Source organism: Rhodococcus sp. NPDC057529, assembly GCF_042802055.1.
GTDB lineage: Bacteria > Actinomycetota > Actinomycetes > Mycobacteriales > Mycobacteriaceae > Rhodococcus_F.
The window spans coordinates 357976-376161 of the sequence record NZ_JBHVEY010000005.1; the positions used below are offsets into that span (position 1 = coordinate 357976).

Annotated in this window: 17 protein-coding genes and 1 pseudogene; 10 read left to right on the plus strand and 8 right to left on the minus strand. The window is 67.9% G+C overall.

Annotation, left to right across the window (positions count from 1 at the left end; genetic code table 11):
* Nucleotides 1-137: 137 nt before the first annotated feature.
* The 4 genes from ACFU5V_RS12415 to ACFU5V_RS12430 are packed head-to-tail and all read right to left on the minus strand — an operon-like array spanning nucleotide 138 to nucleotide 4663.
* On the minus strand, nucleotides 138-920 hold the full coding sequence (locus ACFU5V_RS12415; RefSeq protein ID WP_378699449.1) for a polyprenol monophosphomannose synthase: 783 nt from the start codon (nucleotides 918-920) through the stop codon (nucleotides 138-140).
* On the minus strand, nucleotides 847-2550 hold the full coding sequence (gene lnt, locus ACFU5V_RS12420) for an apolipoprotein N-acyltransferase (protein WP_378699451.1): 1704 nt from the start codon (nucleotides 2548-2550) through the stop codon (nucleotides 847-849). Before lnt ends, ACFU5V_RS12415 begins: the two co-directional genes overlap by 74 nt.
* Nucleotides 2540-4144, minus strand: coding sequence for an amidohydrolase (locus tag ACFU5V_RS12425; protein ID WP_378699453.1), 1605 nt, complete (start codon nucleotides 4142-4144; stop codon nucleotides 2540-2542). Before ACFU5V_RS12425 ends, lnt begins: the two co-directional genes overlap by 11 nt.
* Before the next feature lie 12 nt (nucleotides 4145-4156).
* Entirely contained in the window at nucleotides 4157-4663 is a 507-nt protein-coding gene (locus tag ACFU5V_RS12430) for an FxsA family protein (RefSeq protein ID WP_378699455.1), read from the minus strand.
* Nucleotides 4664-4865: 202 nt separating this feature from the next.
* On the opposite strand from ACFU5V_RS12430, the gene ACFU5V_RS12435 reads away from it, so the two are divergent.
* Entirely contained in the window at nucleotides 4866-5483 is a 618-nt protein-coding gene (locus ACFU5V_RS12435) for a hypothetical protein (RefSeq protein ID WP_378433246.1), read from the plus strand.
* Between the two features lie 27 nt (nucleotides 5484-5510).
* Here ACFU5V_RS12435 and ACFU5V_RS12440 read toward each other — a convergent pair whose 3' ends face one another.
* Nucleotides 5511-6170 carry a response regulator transcription factor gene (locus ACFU5V_RS12440; RefSeq protein ID WP_124393470.1) on the minus strand — a complete coding sequence of 220 codons (660 nt, stop codon included), beginning with the start codon at nucleotides 6168-6170 and terminating at the stop codon, nucleotides 5511-5513.
* 165 nt (nucleotides 6171-6335) lie between these two features.
* Here ACFU5V_RS12440 and ACFU5V_RS12445 point away from each other — a divergent pair, with 165 nt between their 5' ends.
* The 3 genes from ACFU5V_RS12445 to ACFU5V_RS12455 all read left to right on the plus strand — a co-directional run bounded on the left by ACFU5V_RS12445 (nucleotide 6336) and on the right by ACFU5V_RS12455 (nucleotide 8836).
* Nucleotides 6336-6764: a CBS domain-containing protein gene (locus ACFU5V_RS12445; RefSeq protein ID WP_378433245.1), complete on the plus strand. Its 429-nt coding sequence runs from the start codon at nucleotides 6336-6338 to the stop codon at nucleotides 6762-6764.
* Between the two features lie 11 nt (nucleotides 6765-6775).
* Nucleotides 6776-7060 carry a YciI family protein gene (locus tag ACFU5V_RS12450; RefSeq protein WP_378699457.1) on the plus strand — a complete coding sequence of 95 codons (285 nt, stop codon included), beginning with the start codon at nucleotides 6776-6778 and terminating at the stop codon, nucleotides 7058-7060.
* Nucleotides 7061-7270: 210 nt separating this feature from the next.
* Nucleotides 7271-8836 carry a hypothetical protein gene (locus ACFU5V_RS12455; protein ID WP_378433243.1) on the plus strand — a complete coding sequence of 522 codons (1566 nt, stop codon included), beginning with the start codon at nucleotides 7271-7273 and terminating at the stop codon, nucleotides 8834-8836.
* 78 nt (nucleotides 8837-8914) lie between these two features.
* Here ACFU5V_RS12455 and ACFU5V_RS12460 read toward each other — a convergent pair.
* Nucleotides 8915-10108, minus strand: a pseudogene (locus ACFU5V_RS12460) (FAD-binding protein); the annotation flags it as partial.
* Here ACFU5V_RS12460 and ACFU5V_RS12465 point away from each other — a divergent pair.
* Complete coding sequence (locus ACFU5V_RS12465) at nucleotides 10020-10373, plus strand: hypothetical protein (protein WP_378699643.1); 354 nt, start codon at nucleotides 10020-10022, stop codon at nucleotides 10371-10373. The pseudogene ACFU5V_RS12460 and the gene ACFU5V_RS12465 sit on opposite strands and share 89 nt — an antisense overlap.
* Here ACFU5V_RS12465 and ACFU5V_RS12470 read toward each other — a convergent pair.
* Nucleotides 10332-11060: a TetR/AcrR family transcriptional regulator gene (locus tag ACFU5V_RS12470; protein ID WP_378699459.1), complete on the minus strand. Its 729-nt coding sequence runs from the start codon at nucleotides 11058-11060 to the stop codon at nucleotides 10332-10334. The two genes, ACFU5V_RS12465 and ACFU5V_RS12470, sit on opposite strands and share 42 nt — an antisense overlap.
* 171 nt (nucleotides 11061-11231) lie before the next feature.
* On the opposite strand from ACFU5V_RS12470, the gene ACFU5V_RS12475 reads away from it, so the two are divergent.
* From ACFU5V_RS12475 to ACFU5V_RS12485, 3 genes are all read left to right on the plus strand, one after another.
* Complete coding sequence (locus ACFU5V_RS12475; protein WP_378699461.1) at nucleotides 11232-12761, plus strand: APC family permease; 1530 nt, start codon at nucleotides 11232-11234, stop codon at nucleotides 12759-12761.
* 60 nt (nucleotides 12762-12821) lie between these two features.
* Nucleotides 12822-14477, plus strand: a complete 1656-nt coding sequence (locus ACFU5V_RS12480) for an amidohydrolase (RefSeq protein ID WP_378441980.1) — start codon at nucleotides 12822-12824, stop codon at nucleotides 14475-14477.
* 116 nt (nucleotides 14478-14593) lie between these two features.
* Complete coding sequence (locus tag ACFU5V_RS12485; protein WP_378441982.1) at nucleotides 14594-14998, plus strand: hypothetical protein; 405 nt, start codon at nucleotides 14594-14596, stop codon at nucleotides 14996-14998.
* A 364-nt stretch (nucleotides 14999-15362) separates the two neighbouring features.
* Here the strand turns inward: ACFU5V_RS12485 and ACFU5V_RS12490 are convergent, their stop codons facing one another.
* The gene (locus ACFU5V_RS12490) at nucleotides 15363-16277 is read right to left on the minus strand and encodes a helix-turn-helix domain-containing protein (RefSeq protein WP_378699463.1); all 915 of its coding nucleotides are present in this window, start codon (nucleotides 16275-16277) and stop codon (nucleotides 15363-15365) included.
* Nucleotides 16278-16488: 211 nt separating this feature from the next.
* On the opposite strand from ACFU5V_RS12490, the gene ACFU5V_RS12495 reads away from it, so the two are divergent.
* Both ACFU5V_RS12495 and ACFU5V_RS12500 read left to right on the plus strand, forming a co-directional pair.
* On the plus strand, nucleotides 16489-17502 hold the full coding sequence (locus ACFU5V_RS12495) for a carbon-nitrogen hydrolase family protein (RefSeq protein ID WP_378699465.1): 1014 nt from the start codon (nucleotides 16489-16491) through the stop codon (nucleotides 17500-17502).
* A 9-nt stretch (nucleotides 17503-17511) separates the two neighbouring features.
* Entirely contained in the window at nucleotides 17512-18057 is a 546-nt protein-coding gene (locus ACFU5V_RS12500) for a group 1 truncated hemoglobin (RefSeq protein WP_378699467.1), read from the plus strand.
* Nucleotides 18058-18186: the final 129 nt, after the last annotated feature.

Here is an 18186-nt window from a genome sequence, read left to right on the forward strand (position 1 = left end):
GTTCAAACCGTTTCAGGGCGTCTCAGAATGTGGACGCGCGGCGCTTTACCCCTGGGTATCACGTTTTGGAGCACCTAACCCAGCACTGCCCCACTACTTCGGTCGAAGGAATGGGGCAGCGGTTGGTACTCGTAGCGCTATCTGGCTGCCACGCCCTTGATCCTGGCGATCCGGTTCCGCAACCCCCACTGGGTGACCTTGAGAAGGGCCTCGCGGACGATCCCGCCACTCATCTTGGACTCGCCGATCTCCCGCTCCGTGAACGTGATCGGAACCTCACGGACCGTGAAGCCGTCCTGGATGGCCCGCCACGCCAGATCCACCTGGAAGCAGTAGCCGTGCGACTCCACCGCGGCCAGGTCCAGCTTCTCGAGGACCTCGCGGCGGTACGCGCGGAATCCGCCTGTGATGTCCTTGATCTTCACGCCGAGGGCCAGTCGGGAATAGATGTTCCCGCCGCGTGACAGCCACTCGCGGTGCTTCGGCCAGTTGACCACCGTGCCGCCCGGCACGTACCGCGACCCGAGGACGAGGTCGGCGCCGGCATCGACCTGGTCGAGCAGGCGATGCAACTGTTCCGGGGCGTGGCTGCCGTCAGCGTCCATTTCGACGAGGACGGTGTAGTCGCGGTCCAGGCCCCACCGGAAGCCGGCGATGTAGGCGGCGCCGAGTCCGTTCTTCTCCGTCCGGTGCATCACGTGGATGCGACCGGCGTCGTCGTTCGATGCGAGGGCGTCCGCGACGTCGCCGGTGCCGTCGGGGCTGCCGTCGTCGACGACGAGAACGTGTGTCCGCGGCAGCGCCGCATGCAGGCGCCGCACGATCGGGCCGAGATTCTCCCGCTCGTCATACGTCGGAATGATCACCAGAGTCCGTGCGCTCTGTGCCCCGCTCTGCCCGGAATCGGTCTCCGATGCCATGAGGATCCTCCCTGCCGGCAACTGCCGGCGCCTTCTCGGTACTGCTGTGAATCGGTGTGCTGACGGTGCGTCGTCGTTGCACCACGGCGAACGCGACGGCAGCGACGGCGCCGAGACACAGAAGAATCTCCGGAATCGGGCCGAGCCGACTTGCCAGCGTAGTACCGGTGCTCAGTGGCACCTGCGACACCAGGGCCGCGGGGACGAAGAGTGGGGTCTGCTGCACTGTGGACCCGTCGGGTCCGATGATCGCGCTGACACCGCTGGTGGCGGCCACGACGACGGCGCGCCCGTGCTCCACGGCCCGCACCCTCGACATGGCCAGTTGCTGGTAGGTCATCTCGGTGTCGCCGAACGTGGCGTTGTTGGTGGGGACGGCGAGGAGTTCGGCGCCGCTGCGCACCGATTGCTCGAACGCCCGGTCGAAGGCGACCTCGTAGCAGGTCGCGACGCCGACGGCGATCCCGTTCGCGTGGACGACCCCGTCGCCGTCGCCGGGAACGAAGTTGCCCGCGCGGTCGGCGTACGAGGAGAAGTGCCGGAAGAATCCGCGGTACGGCAGGTATTCGCCGAACGGCTGGATGATCTTCTTGTCGTGCTGCTCCTGCGGACCGGCATCGCCGTCCCACACGATCACCGAGTTGGTGGTGGTGCGGTCGGAGTTCACGAGCACCGCTCCCACCAGAATGGGTGCGCCGATCGCCTCGGACGCGCGGGAGATGTCCGCGGCGGCGTCGGCGTTGCGCAGCGGGTCGATGTCGGATGCGTTTTCGGGCCAGATGACGAGGTCGGGTTGCGGCGCCGCGCCCGAGGCGACGTCGTCGGCGAGTTCGAGGGTGCGGTTCACGTGATTGTCGAGGACGCGTTTGCGTTGGTCGTTGAAGTCGAGACCGAGTTTGGGGACGCTGCCCTGGATCGCGGCGACGGTGATCGTCCGGTCCCCCGAGTCCATGCCCGGCAGTGTCGGCCACAGCGCGAGCGAGACGACGGTCGCGGCAAGGGCGGCGACCAGACCGCCCGCGAGCGGCCGCAGCCAGTTCGTGGCGCCGCCCGCCCGGGCCCGCACCGTCATGGCGACGGACGCCAGTCCGGCGCCGGTCAACGCGACGGCGAAACTGAGCAGCGGGGAGCCTCCGATGCTCGCGAGCGGCAGGAACCAGCCCTCCGACTGGCCGAACGCCAACCGCCCCCAGGGGAAGCCGCCGAACGGCACGCTCGCCCGCAGCCATTCCGTGAGCGACCAGCACGCCGCGATCCACAGCGGCGCCCAGCGCAGCCGGGAGACCAGCACGGCGAGTACGCCGAACAGTCCGATGTACAGCGACTCGACCGCGGCGAGCGCGAGCCACGGGAGGGCGCCGACGAACACCCCGATCCACGGGAGCAGCGGCACGAGGAAACCGAGTCCCGCGAGGTAGCCGTAGCCGAAGCCCGCGCGCAGCCGCGGTGCCGCGCCGCCGGCACCGGTGAGGACCAGCGTCAGCAGGGCGATGCCGAAGGGCGCGAGAAACCACAGGGGGCGGGGCGGAAATCCGGCGAAGACGAGGAATCCGGCGGCCGCCGACAGGACGGAGCGCACGAGCACGCCACGCTTTCCGGTGGTCCAGCGTGCCGTCGTGCTACCGCTCATGGACGACGCTCCCCCGGTGAACCGAACGCAGCAGGACCGGCGTGGGCGCGTCGTCCTCGAGACGCGGCAGGGCGGGCACCCGGGACCGGGGATCGGTCGACCACCGCTGCACGGAATCCTTGGGCGCACTGACCACCAGTTCGCCCGCATCCCACACGGCGTACGACGCCGGTGCGCCCGGAGCGAGCGTCCCGGCGAGACCGTCGCGGACCCCGCCGGCACGCCACGCGCCGCGGGTGGCCGCCGAGAACGCCGCGCGCGGGGAGATCCCGCTACCGGGTGTGCGGTGGTGGACGGCGGCGCGCAGCATCGCCCAGGGCTCCACCGGGGTGACGGGTGCGTCCGAGCTGAGCGCGAGCGATACCCCCGCGGAGGCGGCGGCGGCGAACGGGTTGAGGGTGAGGGCGCGTTCGGTTCCGAGGCGCTGCGCGTACAGGCCGTCGGTGCCGCCCCACAGGGCGTCGAATGCGGGCTGGACGCTGGCGATCACACCCCACTGCGCCAGCCGTGCCGCGTCGTCGCCGGTCATCATCTCGGCGTGCTCGAGTCGGTGCCCGGCGGCGGCGACGGCGGGACCGCCCAGTTCGTCGGCGACGGCGGCGAACGCGTCGACCGCGGCCCGGACGGCCGCGTCGCCGATGACGTGGAACCCGGCCTGGATTCCGGCGATCGTGCAGGCGCGCACGTGGGCGGCGATCTCGTCGACTCCGAGGTAGCTCTTGCCGGTGCCGCCGTCGAGGTCCGCATAGGGTTCGCTGAGCCACGCCGTGTGCGAGCCGAGGGATCCGTCGATGAACAGGTCGCCGCCCAGCGCGTGCGCGCCGGTGGCGTCGAGCAACTTCCTGGCCTCGTCGGCGTCGGTGACCGCCTCACCCCAGTAGCCGCGGACCTCGACGCCGTGCGGGGTGGCGAGGAGTTCACGGAAATCGTCGAGTCCGGCGATGTCGGGTCCGCCGCACTCGTGGACCGCGACGATGCCGCGCGAGGCGATGGCGTCGAGGGCGGCGACGCGGGCGGCGGACCGCTGCTCGGCCGTCAGCAGCGAGCGGGCGACGGTGCGGGCGGCGTGATGCGCCTCGAAGGTCAGCGGTCCCTCGGACGAGAACCCCGAGGCCTCGCTCAGACCCGGAACCGACTGGCGCAGAGCCGTCGAGCAGACGGCCGAGTGGACGTCGATCCGGGACAGGTACACGGTGCGTCCCGGGGCGGCCTCGTCGAGTTGCGCCGTGGTCGGGCCGGCGCCTTCCGGCCACACCGATTCGTCCCAGCCGTGTCCCCAGATGACCGCATCGGCATGGGTGCGGGCGAAGGACGCGAGCCGGTCGAGGCACTCGCGGAGCGATCCGACCCCCACCAGGTCGAGTCCGACGATGTTCAGGCCGAGCGCCGTGACGTGTACGTGGGTGTCGACGAACGCCGGTGTGACGAACGCGCCGCCGAGGTCGACCACCTCGGCGCCGGGGTGCAGGGCGCGGGCCGCGCGGTCGTCGCCGACCCACGACACGACGCCGTCGGTCACTGCCATCGACGTGGCGTCTGGAGCAAAGGAACTGTAGATTCGGCCGCCGACCAGCAGTTGTGTAGTCACAGGCAACCAGTCTGCCTGTTAGGGCAGAACGCGGGGATCACGGGTCGGTGTTCGGGGGTCCTCGTCGATCACTTCGCCCTCGAAGACCTCGTCGACCACCTCTCCCTCGATCACCTCGCCGCGACCGCGCCGGGGTGCCCGCGCGAACGCCTCGGCTCCGGCCGCGAGGGTCGCGGCGCGGCGTCCCGCCAGCAGGACGACGACGGGCCGGAGGGCCCACCGGGTGGGCGGAATGAGGAAGAGCAGTCCGAGCACCGATGTGACGAGGCCGGGAACGAACATCAGGGCGGAGCCCAGCGCGACGAGTGCGCCGTCCGCGACCGCGGCCCCCGGGGAGCCGTCGCCGCCCGCCGCCCGACGCAGTCCGTCCATCACACGACGCCACTGCGACCGCATCAGCAGCAGTCCGATCAGCGTTCCCCCGAGCAGGAGGAGCACCGTCCACAGCACGCCGATCGCGTGACCGACCAGAACGAGCGCGGCGATCTCCACCACTACGTACAACAGGAACAGTGCGGCGTACATGACGCCCCCTTTCGGACGGCCGGTTCATCGAGGGTCTGGGTCAACCGTCTGATCGTTCAACGTTCGAGATTGCCGTTTTTCTCCCGGCCGCAGATATCGAAGCGGCCACGATGCTAACCCTCAAGTTGACATTGAGACTCTGCACATGATGCAGTTCACTGCGATGGGGGTCTTCCGATCCCGCGCACAACGAGGAGCCGATATGACTCGTTCCACCGTCTTCCGCCGAGCCGCAATCGTTCTCGCGTCCGCAGCCGCCTTCGGCATGCTGTCCTCGGGACCGGCGTCGGCAGCACCGGTCGCCGACTTCGCAAAGGGCGCCGCCGAACTGCAGGCGCTGGCCACCGAGGTCTCCCCCGCCGCGACCGCCGCCGTCGACGCACTTCTCGGTGCCAGCGTGTTCATCCCGAAGGACGTGCTCGAAGTCGGACTCACCACGCCGCAGGACTTCATGTACCCCTCCCCCACCCTCGGGTGCGGCGTCGCCGACAAGCCCGCGACGGTCACGCTGGCCAGCGCACAGGGCGGCCCGAACCTGTTCCCCCAGATCAGCGCGAACCAACTCCGCTTCCAGGCGATCCCCGCCTACGTCGCGATCCCGCAGTCGTCCGAACTCAGCGTCGCGTGGATCAACCTGACCACGTTCCAGGGCGGCATCGTGAAACTCGACGACACACTGCCGATCTTGGGCACCCCGCTGCTGTCGAAGATCGTCGACACCGGCAAGGGCACGGTTCTCGCGACGATGTTCGGCACGGTCGGCTATGCCGACGCCGTCACGTGCACGGTGGTCCCGACCGTCGGCACCTTCACCGTCTGACCGCAGTACGCTTCCCCACCCGCCGGCCTACGAGCCGGGTCGCACCAGGCCCGTCTCGTAGGCCAGCACCACGGCCTGCACCCGGTCGCGGACGTTCAACTTGGTGAGAATCCGGCCCACGTGCGATTTGATGGTCGACTCCGACAGGAACAGCTGAGCGGCGATCTCCGTGTTCGACAGCCCGGTGGCAACCAGCTGCAGCACCTCCCGCTCACGTTCGGTCAGCACGTCGAGGACCTCCGGGTCGCGCAACGGCGCCGGACCGTCGTCGAGGAACCTCGCCAGCAGCCGCCGGGTCACCTTCGGCGACACCACGGCATCCCCCGCGGCCACACTGCGAATGGCCGATACCAGGTCTTCCGACGGGGTGTCCTTGAGCAGGAACCCGCTGGCCCCCGCCCGCAACGCACCCATGGCGTGCTCGTCGAGGTCGAACGTGGTCATCACCAGCACACGGCTCGCGACCCCGGACTCCAGGATCTGGGCGGTCGCGCTCACCCCGTCCACCACCGGCATGCGCACGTCCATCAACACCACGTCCGGTTCGAGTTTGCGCACCGCGGCGACGGCGGCCGCGCCGTCGCTCGCCTCACCGACGACGGTGATGTCGTCCTGGGCGTCGAGCACCATGTTGAGGCCCATCCGCATCAGTTCCTGGTCGTCGACGAGTAGCACGGTGATCGGCACAGCGCCAACCTAACACCGCGCTCCGGGTGCGCGCGCAGCCCGCGAGACGGGGCGGTCACGAGTGGATAACCAAACCAAGACCTCCATTAGCCCTGGCATACGCTCGAAGTCTGCCTATGATCGAGTCGGCGGACAGTGGGAGAGCCCAGGGATCGGGGTATCCAGATGCGAATCGCGGATGTGTTGCGGAACAAGGGTCCCGCCGTGGTGACGGTGGATCCGGAAATGTCGGTCAGCACCCTGATCGGCGAACTTGCCCGGCACAACGTCGGAGCCCTGGTGGTCACGGAGAACGACGCCGTCGTCGGGATCGTCACCGAACGCGACATCGTGCGCCGCATCCACGAACGCGGCCCCGACATCCTGAATGCGCGGGTCGTGGACATCATGACCACGTCGGTGTTCGCCTGCCTGCCGACCGACACCGTGGACAGTCTCGCCGAAACCATGACCGAACGCCGGATCCGGCACCTGCCGGTGATCGTGGACGGCCAATTGGTCGGGATCGTCAGCATCGGCGATGTGGTGAAGAGCCGGATCGGCGAGTTGCAGACCGAACGCGACCAGCTCGAGTCCTACATCGACCACGGCTGAGCGAGGACCACATGTCCCTGTTCGTCGTGGAATACACGTACAGCCCCGAGACGTCGGCCCTTCGCGACGATCACCGAACGCAGCACCGTGCGTGGCTGTCCGAGCTTCTCCGCCGCAAGATCATGCGCTCGAGCGGACCTCTCGCGAGCGGCCACGGTGCGCTGTTCATCGTCGACGCCGAGGACGAGGACGCGGTTGCGCGTCTGTTCGCGCACGATCCGTTCGCCGAGGAGAATCTGGTGGAGAACGTGCAGGTCCGCGAATGGTCGCCCGCAATGGGCGAATTCAGCGAGTAGCCCGCCGGGAATCGTCGGCGGCGGGCGGTCCCGCGGCCTGGGGACTCAACCCGCGGAACCTGGACCGGATGTGCCACCGGTTGCGCCTCCGACCCTGCGCCGTCGATTTCCCGTCTAACCGCGCCGCTAAACACTCGGCGCTCGCACGACCTCGTCACGTTCGGGTTCGGTGGCTGCGCGGCGTTTCCGCCTGCCCTCTACGATGTCGCGGTGTCTACAGGATTGCTGACCCCGCCGCTCGATCGGTCCACCCCGCCGCCGGTCGCGAACCCGTACCGGGCGCCGGCGATTCTCGCCGTCTCCGGCGCGGTGGTGGCGGCCGTGCTGTTCTGGGTCGTGTCCGGCAGCCTCACCGACGACGCCTACATCAGCCTGTCGGCTGCCCGGAACCTGGCGGTCCACGGCGAGTGGGCGATCGTGCACGGCCTGACCGCGAACACGTCGACGTCCCCACTGAATGTGCTGGTGCTCGGAGCGCTGACGTTCCTGACCCGGTTGTGGGGTCCGGGCGATCCGCTGCTCGCACTCGGGATGCTCAACGTCGCGGTCACCGCACTGTTGGGGTGGGTGCTGGCCCGGATCGGTCGGCGACTCGGCCTCGGAATGTCATGGGCTGTGCTCGCGGGTGTGCTGGTGGTGTTCAACCCGTTCGTGTTGTCCGCGGTCGGGCTCGAGGTGCTGTTGATCCCTGCGGCCGTCGCGGTGATGGTGTGGTTCGCGCTCGACGGCCGGGCCGCGTGGTTCGGTGCGGCCGCGGGTACGGCGGCGCTGGTGCGTCTGGACCTGCTCGTGTTCGTTCTCGTCATCGCGGCCCTCTCGCCGGCGATCCGCGGCCAGGTGCGTCGCGTCGTCGCCGGATTCGCCGCGATCGCCGCGCCGTGGTACCTGTTCAGCTGGCTCGTCCTCGGTTCGGCCCTGCCCGACACCTTCCTGATCAAGCAGGGCCAGGCCTCCGACGTGGGCGGCTTCGACTACCTCACCGGCCCGATCATGTACTTCGAGTCCAACCCGTGGCGGACCGTCGCCGCATTTGGGCCCGCAGCACTCGGACTCGTCCTGCTTCTCCTCGCACTCTTCTCGTACGCCCGCTACCGGACGCGACCGCTGCCGGTGTCAGTGCCGGGAGCGGTGCTCGCGCTCGGACTGTCGGGCGCCGTGTACTACGCCGCCTACGTCGTCCTCGACACCGTGCCGTACCACTGGTACTACGTGGCACCCGCGACGACGCTGGCGATGTTCGCCGTCCTCGCCGCCGGCATCCATTGGACGGCTGCCCGCGACACGACGAACCGCGCCGTCGTCGGCGTGCTGGCCGGTGTGCTCGCCGTGCTGGGCGCCGGCGCGGTGTACTTCGACGTCGAGGGCGGTCTTCCGTGGGAGGCACCACCCATCTTCGGTAACTGGGCGAGCGCGCAGGACTACGAGCGGGTCGGCCGTGCGGTCGGGACGCTCGTCGGGGACGCACCGGTCCGGTCTCCGGGTGAGATCGGCACACTCGCGTACTTCTGTGAATGCGTGATCGTCGACGAGTTCTCCGACCGCGGGTTGGTGGTCGAGGACAGGTTGGTGCCACGCCTCGCCGAGGCCTCCGAGCCGGCACGAACCCTGCTCCGCGCGAACTACGCCTTCTTCGATTACCGGCTGGCGCCGGTGAACCCCGCCTTCGACCTCCGGTACGGGGAGGGTCGCGGTCCCGGCGGGCCGATGTCGTGGGAGGTGTTCTCCGCGGCCCGCGGAGTCGGCCACTTCACCCTCGTGCCGCTCGCCGCCGGCTGAGACCGGGGGACCGTCGTCGAAGATCTCGTAGCCGGGGGTGAGGACGTGATCGGGGTCGAATGTGCGCTTGGCCTTACGGAGACGGTCGAACGCGGGCCCGAAGTGCAGGCGCCAGTCCTCGGATGACATCGGGAACGCGCTGACCGGGTAGAGCGTGCCGCCGTTGCTGCGGACTCGTTCGTATACGGCCCGGTTGGATTCCACGAGCCGGTCGGCGTCGCCACGGCCGGCGGTCGTCGGCACCCGGACGAGGTTGAACGCGAAGCACAGATCCGCCGACGGGGTGCGCAGCAGCGGGCTGGTGATCGCCCCGGTGAAGATCGGGGAGAGCACGATCTGGCCGAATACGCCGAGGTCGTGGGCAGCGTCGATGCTGCGCAGCTCGTCGTCGACGACGTCCGCGACCCGGGAGTCACCGATGAACATCGTGATCCAGGGGTGCGGGTGGAACCACTGGCCGTTGGCGCGCAACGCCGATTCCAGCCCGGCAAACCGGTTCAGGTAGTCGGCATACGGAATCGTGCTCGGTGTCCGCCCGGCCGGATCGTCGGACAGGCCGGAAAGTAGGAGTTGGTCGTCCGGTGGGTTTCCGGTGAAAAATTTCGCGACATCCACCTGGAACGCCACACCACCGGACGGCGCCGCCGGAGTCGCCCCCTGCACCGCATCGAAGCGGCCGTCGTATACCAGGAGACGCTGGTCGCTCAGCATCGTCGCCAGATCCGGGTAGGACAGCACGAACTTGCGGACCTGCCGGGGCGCCGCGACGAGTGCGAGCGTCGCCTCGGTGATCACGGCCACCTGGCCGAGGCCCGCGCACACCGCGTCGAACAGGTCCGTGTTGCGCTCCGCCGAACAGGTGATCGTCCGCCCCGAACCGGTCACCACGACCATCGAGACGACGTTGTCGCTCTGGACGCCGTGCCGCCAGGTCGCGCCGCCGACACCCCCGACGGCGAGTGTCCCGCCGACCGACAGTCCGAGGTAGTCGGTGAGCACCGGTGGGGTCTTTCCCTGCGGCAGCGTGGCGGCGAGTACCTCGCTCCACGTCGTGCCCGCGCCGACGACGATCCGGTCGTCCCGGACCTGGCCGACGGAATGCCGCGCGGTCATATCGGCCACGATGCCGCCCGGGGCGGACGATCGTCCCCACACCGAATGCCGCTGCCCCTGCGGGGCGAAGGTGCAACCTCGCTTCGCGGCCCAGCGGATCGTCGTGGCGATGTCGGCGGTGGAACCCGGCAGCAGAACGACCGCCGGCACCCTGCGCACCAGGCCCGAAGTCGTCGGCGGCGGCGTCGCGCGCCGCCCGGTCGAAGCGCAACTCGCCGTCCACAACCGGGGGCGGCACGTCCCGGGTCCGTGCGGCGGACACGCCCACGACAGCCGCAGCGGCGCCGGCAAGGGCGGCAGCGATCAACACGATTCGACGACTGGAGCGCATCAGATTCTCCCCGATGAATTCTACGGCCGGAGGGGCGATGTCCGCCGTCGGTCACGCGCCCGCCGGGGGCCGCGCCGCGTCGAGTCGCTGTAGCAGGGTGCGTGCGCCGTCGAGGAACAGTTCGAGTGCGTCGGGATACGCACTGCGGTCGGCGAGTCCCACCAGAAGTCCCGCGGTCGCCGCGATGTTCGGGTGGGTCTCAGCAGGCAGTTGCGTGTAGGACGACCGCCACAGTTCCCGGTCGGACTCGCGGACGTCGTCGGGTAGCGCGAGTTCGGCGCCGTCGAGTGCGGCGAACGCCAGCATCTGATCCACGAACGCGCGGTAGAGGCGGACGGCTGCACCGTCGGGAAAGCCCGCCTCACGCAGTATTCCGAGAATCGTGTCGACTGCGGCTTGCTCGGAGGCGCGGCCGCTGACTCGGCTGGCCGACAGGACTGCCGCCTGCGGGTGGTCCAGATACGCCGCATGCGAACGTATTCCGAGTGCGTACAGGTCCCGCCACCAGTCCCCCGTGGGTTCCCACCCGTGAAACGACCGGCCGATCAGCTCGTCGGCGATCGCCAACGTCAGGTCGTCGATGCCGCGAAAGTACCGGTACAGGGTGCTCGGGTCGGCCCCCAGCGCAGCCCCGAGACGGCGAGCGGACAACCCTGCGCTGCCGTGATGCCGGAGTAACCGCAGCGCCGTCTCGATGATCGCCTGCTCCGAGAGAACCACACCCTGCTTCGTCGGCCTACGCCTCCTCCTGGGCGAGTCCGAGACCATCTGCTTCGCCAATTCCGGGGCTCCTCCCCTCGCATCTGCCTTATGCCAACACCGTTGACCGTGTCGACACCGACAGTGTTGCATGTCACAGGCAGGGAGCGAAAGCCCAGGCACCGGGCATGACAAGTCCGGATCGGCGCGTGGCATCGCACCCTCCCCACCCTTCGAGCGAAAGCGACGCAGATGGCAACAGTGAACGACGGCGCAGCCGGCGCGCCCAGGGCGACGGCCTTCCGCAAATCCCTCGGTGTCATGGACGGCATCGCGATCGCCGCCTCGAGTACCGCGGCGACGACCAGCATCGGTGTCGGATTGGGAGTCGTCGCCGCCGTGGTCGGGCTCCAGATGCCGGTGGTGCTGTTGCTGGCCTTCGTCCCCATTCTGGGAATTGCCAGCGGATATGCCCGGCTCAACCGGGTCGAACCCAATTGCGGCAACAGCTACGTCTGGGTGGGCCGCAGCCTCAGTCCGTGGCTGGGCTTCCTCACCGGCTGGATGGCCATCGTCGCCGTCGTCGTGTTCATGGCCTACACCACCGCGATCGCCGGGTCCGCGATCCTGCAGCTCGGCGGCATGGCCGGCGTGCACAGTATCGCCGGACTCCCCCTCGATCCCGATTCCACACTGCAGTCGACGTTGCTGGGACTCACGATCCTGGGAGCGGTGACGTTCACCGCCGTCCGCGGCGTCGCGGTCGCGGCGCGACTGCAGAAATACCTCCTCGTCTTCGAGTACGTCGTGCTGATCGGTTTCTGCGCGTACGGGCTGTTCGCCGGGAGCCAGCCGTTCTCGCTCTCCTGGTTCAACCCCTTCGCGATTCCGTCGTTCGCCGTGCTGGCGCAGGGCATGGTGATCGCGGTCTTCTTCTACTGGGGTTTCGAAGCGGCGTTCAGCGTGAGCGAGGAGGTGCGCGATCCGCGCGACGCGTCCCGCGCCGGTGTGATCACCGTCGTCATGGTCCTCGGCTTGTTCCTGCTCGGCGCGGTGGCGTTCCAGCGCGTCCTCACCCCGGCGGAACTCGCGGACAACGGGACCGTCGGACTCGCGTATCTCGGCGAGGCGCTCGCCGATCAGCCGCTGGCCGCGCTCCCCGTGGTGGCGCTGATGTTCTCCGTCGTCGCGTCACTCCAGGCCACCGTGATACCCAGTGCCCGTGGACTGTTCGCGATGGGCAGGGACCGCACCCTCGGCCCGGTGTGGACCCGTGTGCATTCCCGTTACGGAACCCCCGCGGCCGGCACCGTGCTGCTCGGCGGCATCTCCGCCGTGGTCGCGCTACTGGCCACGGTCATCCCCAAGCTGAGCGATCTTCTCGGTGCGGGCATCAGTTCGATCGGACTGGTGGTCGCACTCTGGTACGGCCTGACGGCACTCGCGGCCGCTGTGCGGTTCCGCGGACTCCTGTGGGTACATCCGTGGGAAGGATTGCGCGCGGTCGTGTTTCCCGCGCTCAGTGCCCTCGTGTTGCTGGCGCTCGGCGGATATCTGGGCTGGATTTTCTACACCTCGGCCGATCATCTCGAGATCAGCGCGACCAACGGGTGGTTTCAGCTGCTGTTCCCGATTCTGGTCGTGATCTCGGGACTGATGGTGGCCGCGCACGCGAAATGGGTGCGCCGATCGCCCTATTTCGTCACCGGCCGCGGAACCGACGCCGACGACGCGAACCTGCTCGGTGCACCCGTCGAGGGCGCCGTCACCACCCGTTCCTGACCATCGCACCGCAGCGTGCACCGAATACCGACGAAAGCACTTCCCGACAGGAGATTCTCGATGTCAGCACGACCCGCAGATCTGGTCTTCACCGGCGGAGCGATTGCCACCCTCGATCCGGCCCGCCGCCGAGCCACGACGGTCGCCGTCACCGGGGGCCGGATATCGGCCGTCGGCCACGACGAGGTCCGAGACCTGATCGGCGCCCGTACCGAGGTCGTCGACCTCACCGGTAGGCTCCTGCTGCCCGGCTTCCAGGACGCACACATCCATCCGGTGGTGGCGGGCCTCGAGTACGCCCGCTGCAACCTCACCGGCACGAGGGATGCCGCTTCCACCCTCGCTGCCGTCCGCAGCTATGCCGACGCCCACCCGGAATTGCCGTGGATCGTGGGCGGCGGGTGGTCGATGGAGGCGTTCGACGGGGGCACACCCACGGCGCAACTCCTCGACACCGTCGTGTGGGACCGGCCGGTGTTCCTGCCCAATCGCGACCACCACGGGGCATGGGCGAACACGAGGGCCCTGACGCTCGCCGGAATCACCCGCGATACTCCCGATCCCGTCGGCGGCCGCATCGAACGCGACGCCGACGGCGAACCGACGGGCATGCTCCAGGAGTCCGCGATGGAGTTGGTCGGCTGCCACACCCCGCAGCACACCTCCGACGATCGGCTCGCGGCACTGCTTCACGCCCAGCAGTACCTGCATTCGCTCGGCATCACCGCCTGGCAGGACGCGCTGCTCGGTGACACCTCCGGCATCTCCGACGTCTCGGACGCCTACCTGACCGCCGCCGGCGACGGCTCCCTCACCGCGCGGGTGGCGGGCGCCCTGTGGTGGGATCGCGACCGCGGATCCGAGCAGATCCCCGACCTGCGCGAGCGACGTGCTCGTCTCCGCGTCGGGAGGATGCGAGCCGACACCGTGAAGATCATGCTGGACGGTGTCGCCGAATCCCGCACCGCGGCGATGATCACCCCGTACCTGGATGGATGTGGCTGCGCGACCACACATTCCGGCACCAGCTTCGTCGACCCGGACGAACTGCGAGGCTACGTCACCGAGCTCGACGCCCTCGGATTCCAGGTGCACTTCCACGCGCTCGGCGACCGGGCCGTGCGTGACGCGCTGGACGCGGTCGAGGCAGCCAGGACCGCGAACGGGTTCCGCGACACCCGCCCACACCTCGCCCACCTGCAGGTCGTGGACCCCGACGACATCCCCCGCTTCCGCGCGCTCGGTGCCACCGCGAACATGCAACCGCTGTGGGCAGCCCACGAACCGCAGATGGACGAGCTCACGATCCCGTTCCTCGGCGACGAACGGACCCAGCGGCAGTATCCCTTCGGCTCCTTGCTGCGCTCGGGTGCGACGCTGGCGGCCGGCAGCGACTGGCCGGTCAGCAGTGCCGACCCGCTCCACGGGATCCACGTCGCGGTCAATCGGGTCCTGCCGGGCCGGAACGGGCAGGAGCGCCCGGTTTTCCTCCCGAAGCAGCGGATCGACCTCACGTCCGCACTCACCGCCTACACCGCCGGGTCCGCGTACGTGAACCACCTCGACGACACGGGGAGCATCGAGGTGGGCAAGCTCGCCGACCTGGTCGTCCTCGACCGGGATCCGTTCACCGGACCCGCCGACACGATCGCGGAGACCCGGGCCGTCCTCACCTATGTGGGTGGCGACCGCGTCTACGCGGCACCGGACGCCTGAGGGCCCCTCCGCAGGCGGCGACACCCTGCGGCTCGGATGCCGATCGGTGACCCTCGTGGCGCCGATCGGCATCCGCGACCACACTGGAGGTACCCCGCCGAAGTCAGGAGACAGTGATGGGCGACAACAGGCCGTTCGGTTTCGACCCCGACGATCTCGACCGCGTGATCCGTGAGGCCGGCGAGGAATTGCAGGGCGTCAAGGACCGGATCGTCAGGTTCCTGGAACAGGCGGATTCCCAGATCCCGTGGACGGGCGTGTTCGCGGACTTCGCCCGGCCGCCACGCACCGCGTCGAAACCGGAGACGACCGGAGAGACCGGCGACGGCGTGTGGGCGATCTACACCGTCGACGGCGAGGGCGTCGCCCGCGTCGAGCAGGTGTATGCCACCGAACTCGATGCCCTCCGGGCGCACAAGCACAACACCGATCCTCACCGTTCGGTACGGTTCCTCCCCTACGGCGTCACCGTCAGCGTCCTCGACCAGCAAGAGGAGCCGACGCCGCGGGAAACGGAGTGACTGCACGGACCTCGGCTCCGTCGGATCTCGGTCCGGCCCAACGCCGCCTCGGGCAGGCAAGTCGGCACGACGCTGCTCCGGAACCATGCGCCGTTTCGAGCCTCGTACTTGGCGCGGTTGACCCTCCATCAATCCGGCGGCCCATCCGTCGCGAAGGAACCACCAGAGTCCGGATGGATTGCACTGTCCGGAATCGCTGCCGAAGGCGCGTCTCAGTTCGAAGTGAGATCGTCGCTCGATACAGACACCGGAGGTGTCAAAGCCGACGGAGTCGTCTCCGCGGTGCTCCGCGCGCGGTGGAGAGAAACTGCACCTCGCCGTCGGATCCAGCCGGGCACGTAAGCGGGCGATCACCGTCGTTGTCTCATTGGTGCATGCGCTTGAGCGCCGACGGCGGGAATCCGTAGTGACGTTTGAAGGCACGAGTGAATGTGTCGGGGTCCGCGAAACCGCTTGTGATAGCTGACTGGAGGACGCTGAACCCGGCGCTCAGTTCGTTGTGGGCACGTCTGAGCCGAGCACGCCGTATATAGGTGCCGGGTGACTCGTTCAGATGCTCGGCGAAGACCTTGTACACCTGCCGCACAGAGACATGCAGTGCGCGCGCGAGGTTTTCCACCGTCAGCGTCGGGTCGCTCAGATTGTCGTCGATGTGGGAACGCATCGCCACGGCCAGCGCATGACCCTCGAGCCTGAGTGGCGTCCGGGACTCCAGGGGCAGCAGAGCGGCTCGAAGCAACGTGATAGCCGCATCCGCGAGCATCTCGTTCTCCATGGAGCCGATTCGCGGAGGTACCTGCGGGTCGACCGACAGCAGCAGATTCTGCAGCGCGACCAAACTTGTCGACGGCGGCAGCGCCGACGCCGTGATGTCACCGAACGAATGCCCGGTCGTGGGAACAGTCCCACGCGGCACCTGCAGCACGATTTCGCTCATCCGACCGGGGACGGACAGTGTGTAGGGCGCAGACGCGTCGTAGAGAGAGGCCCGACCCTTGCTGAGAATCGCCTCGCGGCCGTGCTGCAGCACGCGTCCGCTACCGATTCGGTGAATCGAGAGCAACAGATCGTCTCGCGGATGGTGTGCGATCGTCGTCGCGGAACGGACCACTTCCGAACCGTCACTAACCACACGAGTGACCGAAACACTCGAGGTGAGTTCCACCCGGTCGAGGGTGGCTGCAAATCTGGCTTCAGCGGTGCGCACCCGCAGCGGTACGAAGGCATTGCTGCATGCCTCTGCCCACTCGGTGGCGGATTGCGCTCGCACGTGAGCCATGCCCCCGAGCATAGACACTCTTCGGCTGTTGCAGAACGTTCGATCGAGTTGCCGACGTCGCATGCGGGAAGCGTCGAATCCGCAGACAAAAGGCGTGCACGAAACGTCGGATGCGATGCAGGAAACATCGAGAACAGACCGCCGACGGCTCCCTATCGTCTAAGCAAGCGCGGTGCATCGACCGCGCAACACCCCCTCGAAGGAGGCAGACGTGCCCGACTACACGAAGACGTTCCGAGCAGCCGCCGTCCAGGCCGAACCGGTTTGGAACGACGTCGACGGAGGCATCGACAAGACCATCGCCTTGGCGTCGCAGGCAGCGTCCGAAGGTGCAGCCGTAATCGCTTTTCCGGAAGTCTGGATCCCCGGATACCCGTGGTTCCTGTGGCCCGATTCGGTCGCGTGGCAGTCCCAATTCGTCGGGCCCTACGTCGACAACTCCATCGAGGTCGGTAGTGCCCAGTTCGCACGAATCGAGAAGGCAGCACGTGATGCGGGCATCGCAATTTCGCTGGGTTTCAGCGAACGCGAGAACGGATCCCTCTACATCTCCCAAGCATTCATCGACAGACACGGCGTCACCAAGACCGTTCGTCGCAAGCTCAAGCCCACGCACGTCGAAAGAACCCTGTTCGGAGAGGGCGACGGGTCGGACATCCAGGTCATCGACACCGAACTGGGTCGAGTAGGCGCGCTCAACTGCTGGGAGCATCTGCAACCGCTGGCAAAGTACGCGATGTTTTCCCAGAATGAACAGCTTCACGTAGCAGCGTGGCCCAGCTTCTCGATTTTCGAGGGCGTGGTCAACGCCCTGGGTCCGGAGGTGAACGTCGGTGCCGCCCGTCAGTACGCCGTCGAGGGACAGACCTTCGTCCTCTCACCGACCGGCCTGATCGGCGAAGCCGGCCAGGCACTCGTGGCCGACACCGAACTCAAGAGGCAGTTCTTGGCGCTCGGGGGTGGACATGCCCGCATTTTCGGCCCCGACGGCCGTGATCTAGCCGAACCGCTGGCTCCTGCCGAAGAAGGCATCCTCTACGCGGACATCGACTACGCCGCCATCCTCGCGGCAAAGAATGCGGCCGACCAGGTGGGCCACTATTCGCGTCCCGATGTGTTCCGGCTGTACTTCGACAACACACGCAAGTCGAGGGTCGTGAACCGCCCGCTGTCTCCGGTGGCCGAACCGTCCGACTCCGAGTTCGCCCAGATTTTCGAAGGATAAGAAGGCACCATGATGACGCAGCCAGATCACCCGCCCACCAACTCATCATCGACCGACCCTCAGCCATCATTGTACGAACGGTTGGGTGGTTACGACGCCATCTACATCTTCGCTGCCGAGGCCCTCAAGAAAGGTATGGCACATCCTGATATCGGTCACATCTGGGCGCACATGTCCGAGTCGACGTTCTACAAGGAGCACATCAACTTCGTCGACTTCCTCTCCGCGCAATGGGGCGGCAACGTTCGCTATCGCGGGCGGGACATGCTCACCGCCCATCGGGGTATGGGGTTGACCGAAGTCCACTGGAGCGCCATGTTCGACTGCCTCTACGAATGCTACGACCAGTTTGGTCTCCCGCAAGGACTTCGCGACGAGATCGATGCCTCGTTCAACAAGTACAAGCCCGCGATCGTGGGCAGTCCTTCCTACCGCGACGTCGTCCTCGAACATCCCGAAATTGACGTCACCAAGGGAATGAAGAGTGTTGGAGTCATGTGGCCCAGCCGAAAAGACGCCGCCGCAGCGGCGGCCGCCAACGTGCTGCCGGATTGAGTCGACAGCAACGACCCACTGACACTCCTGCCGATCCGATCGTGTAGCCGCCGAGACCTGTCATGGTGTTCGGCGCGATCGGAATCTAGCCGTTCGGCGCGGGCGTCGAGTCCCCGGCAAGTCGCCGCT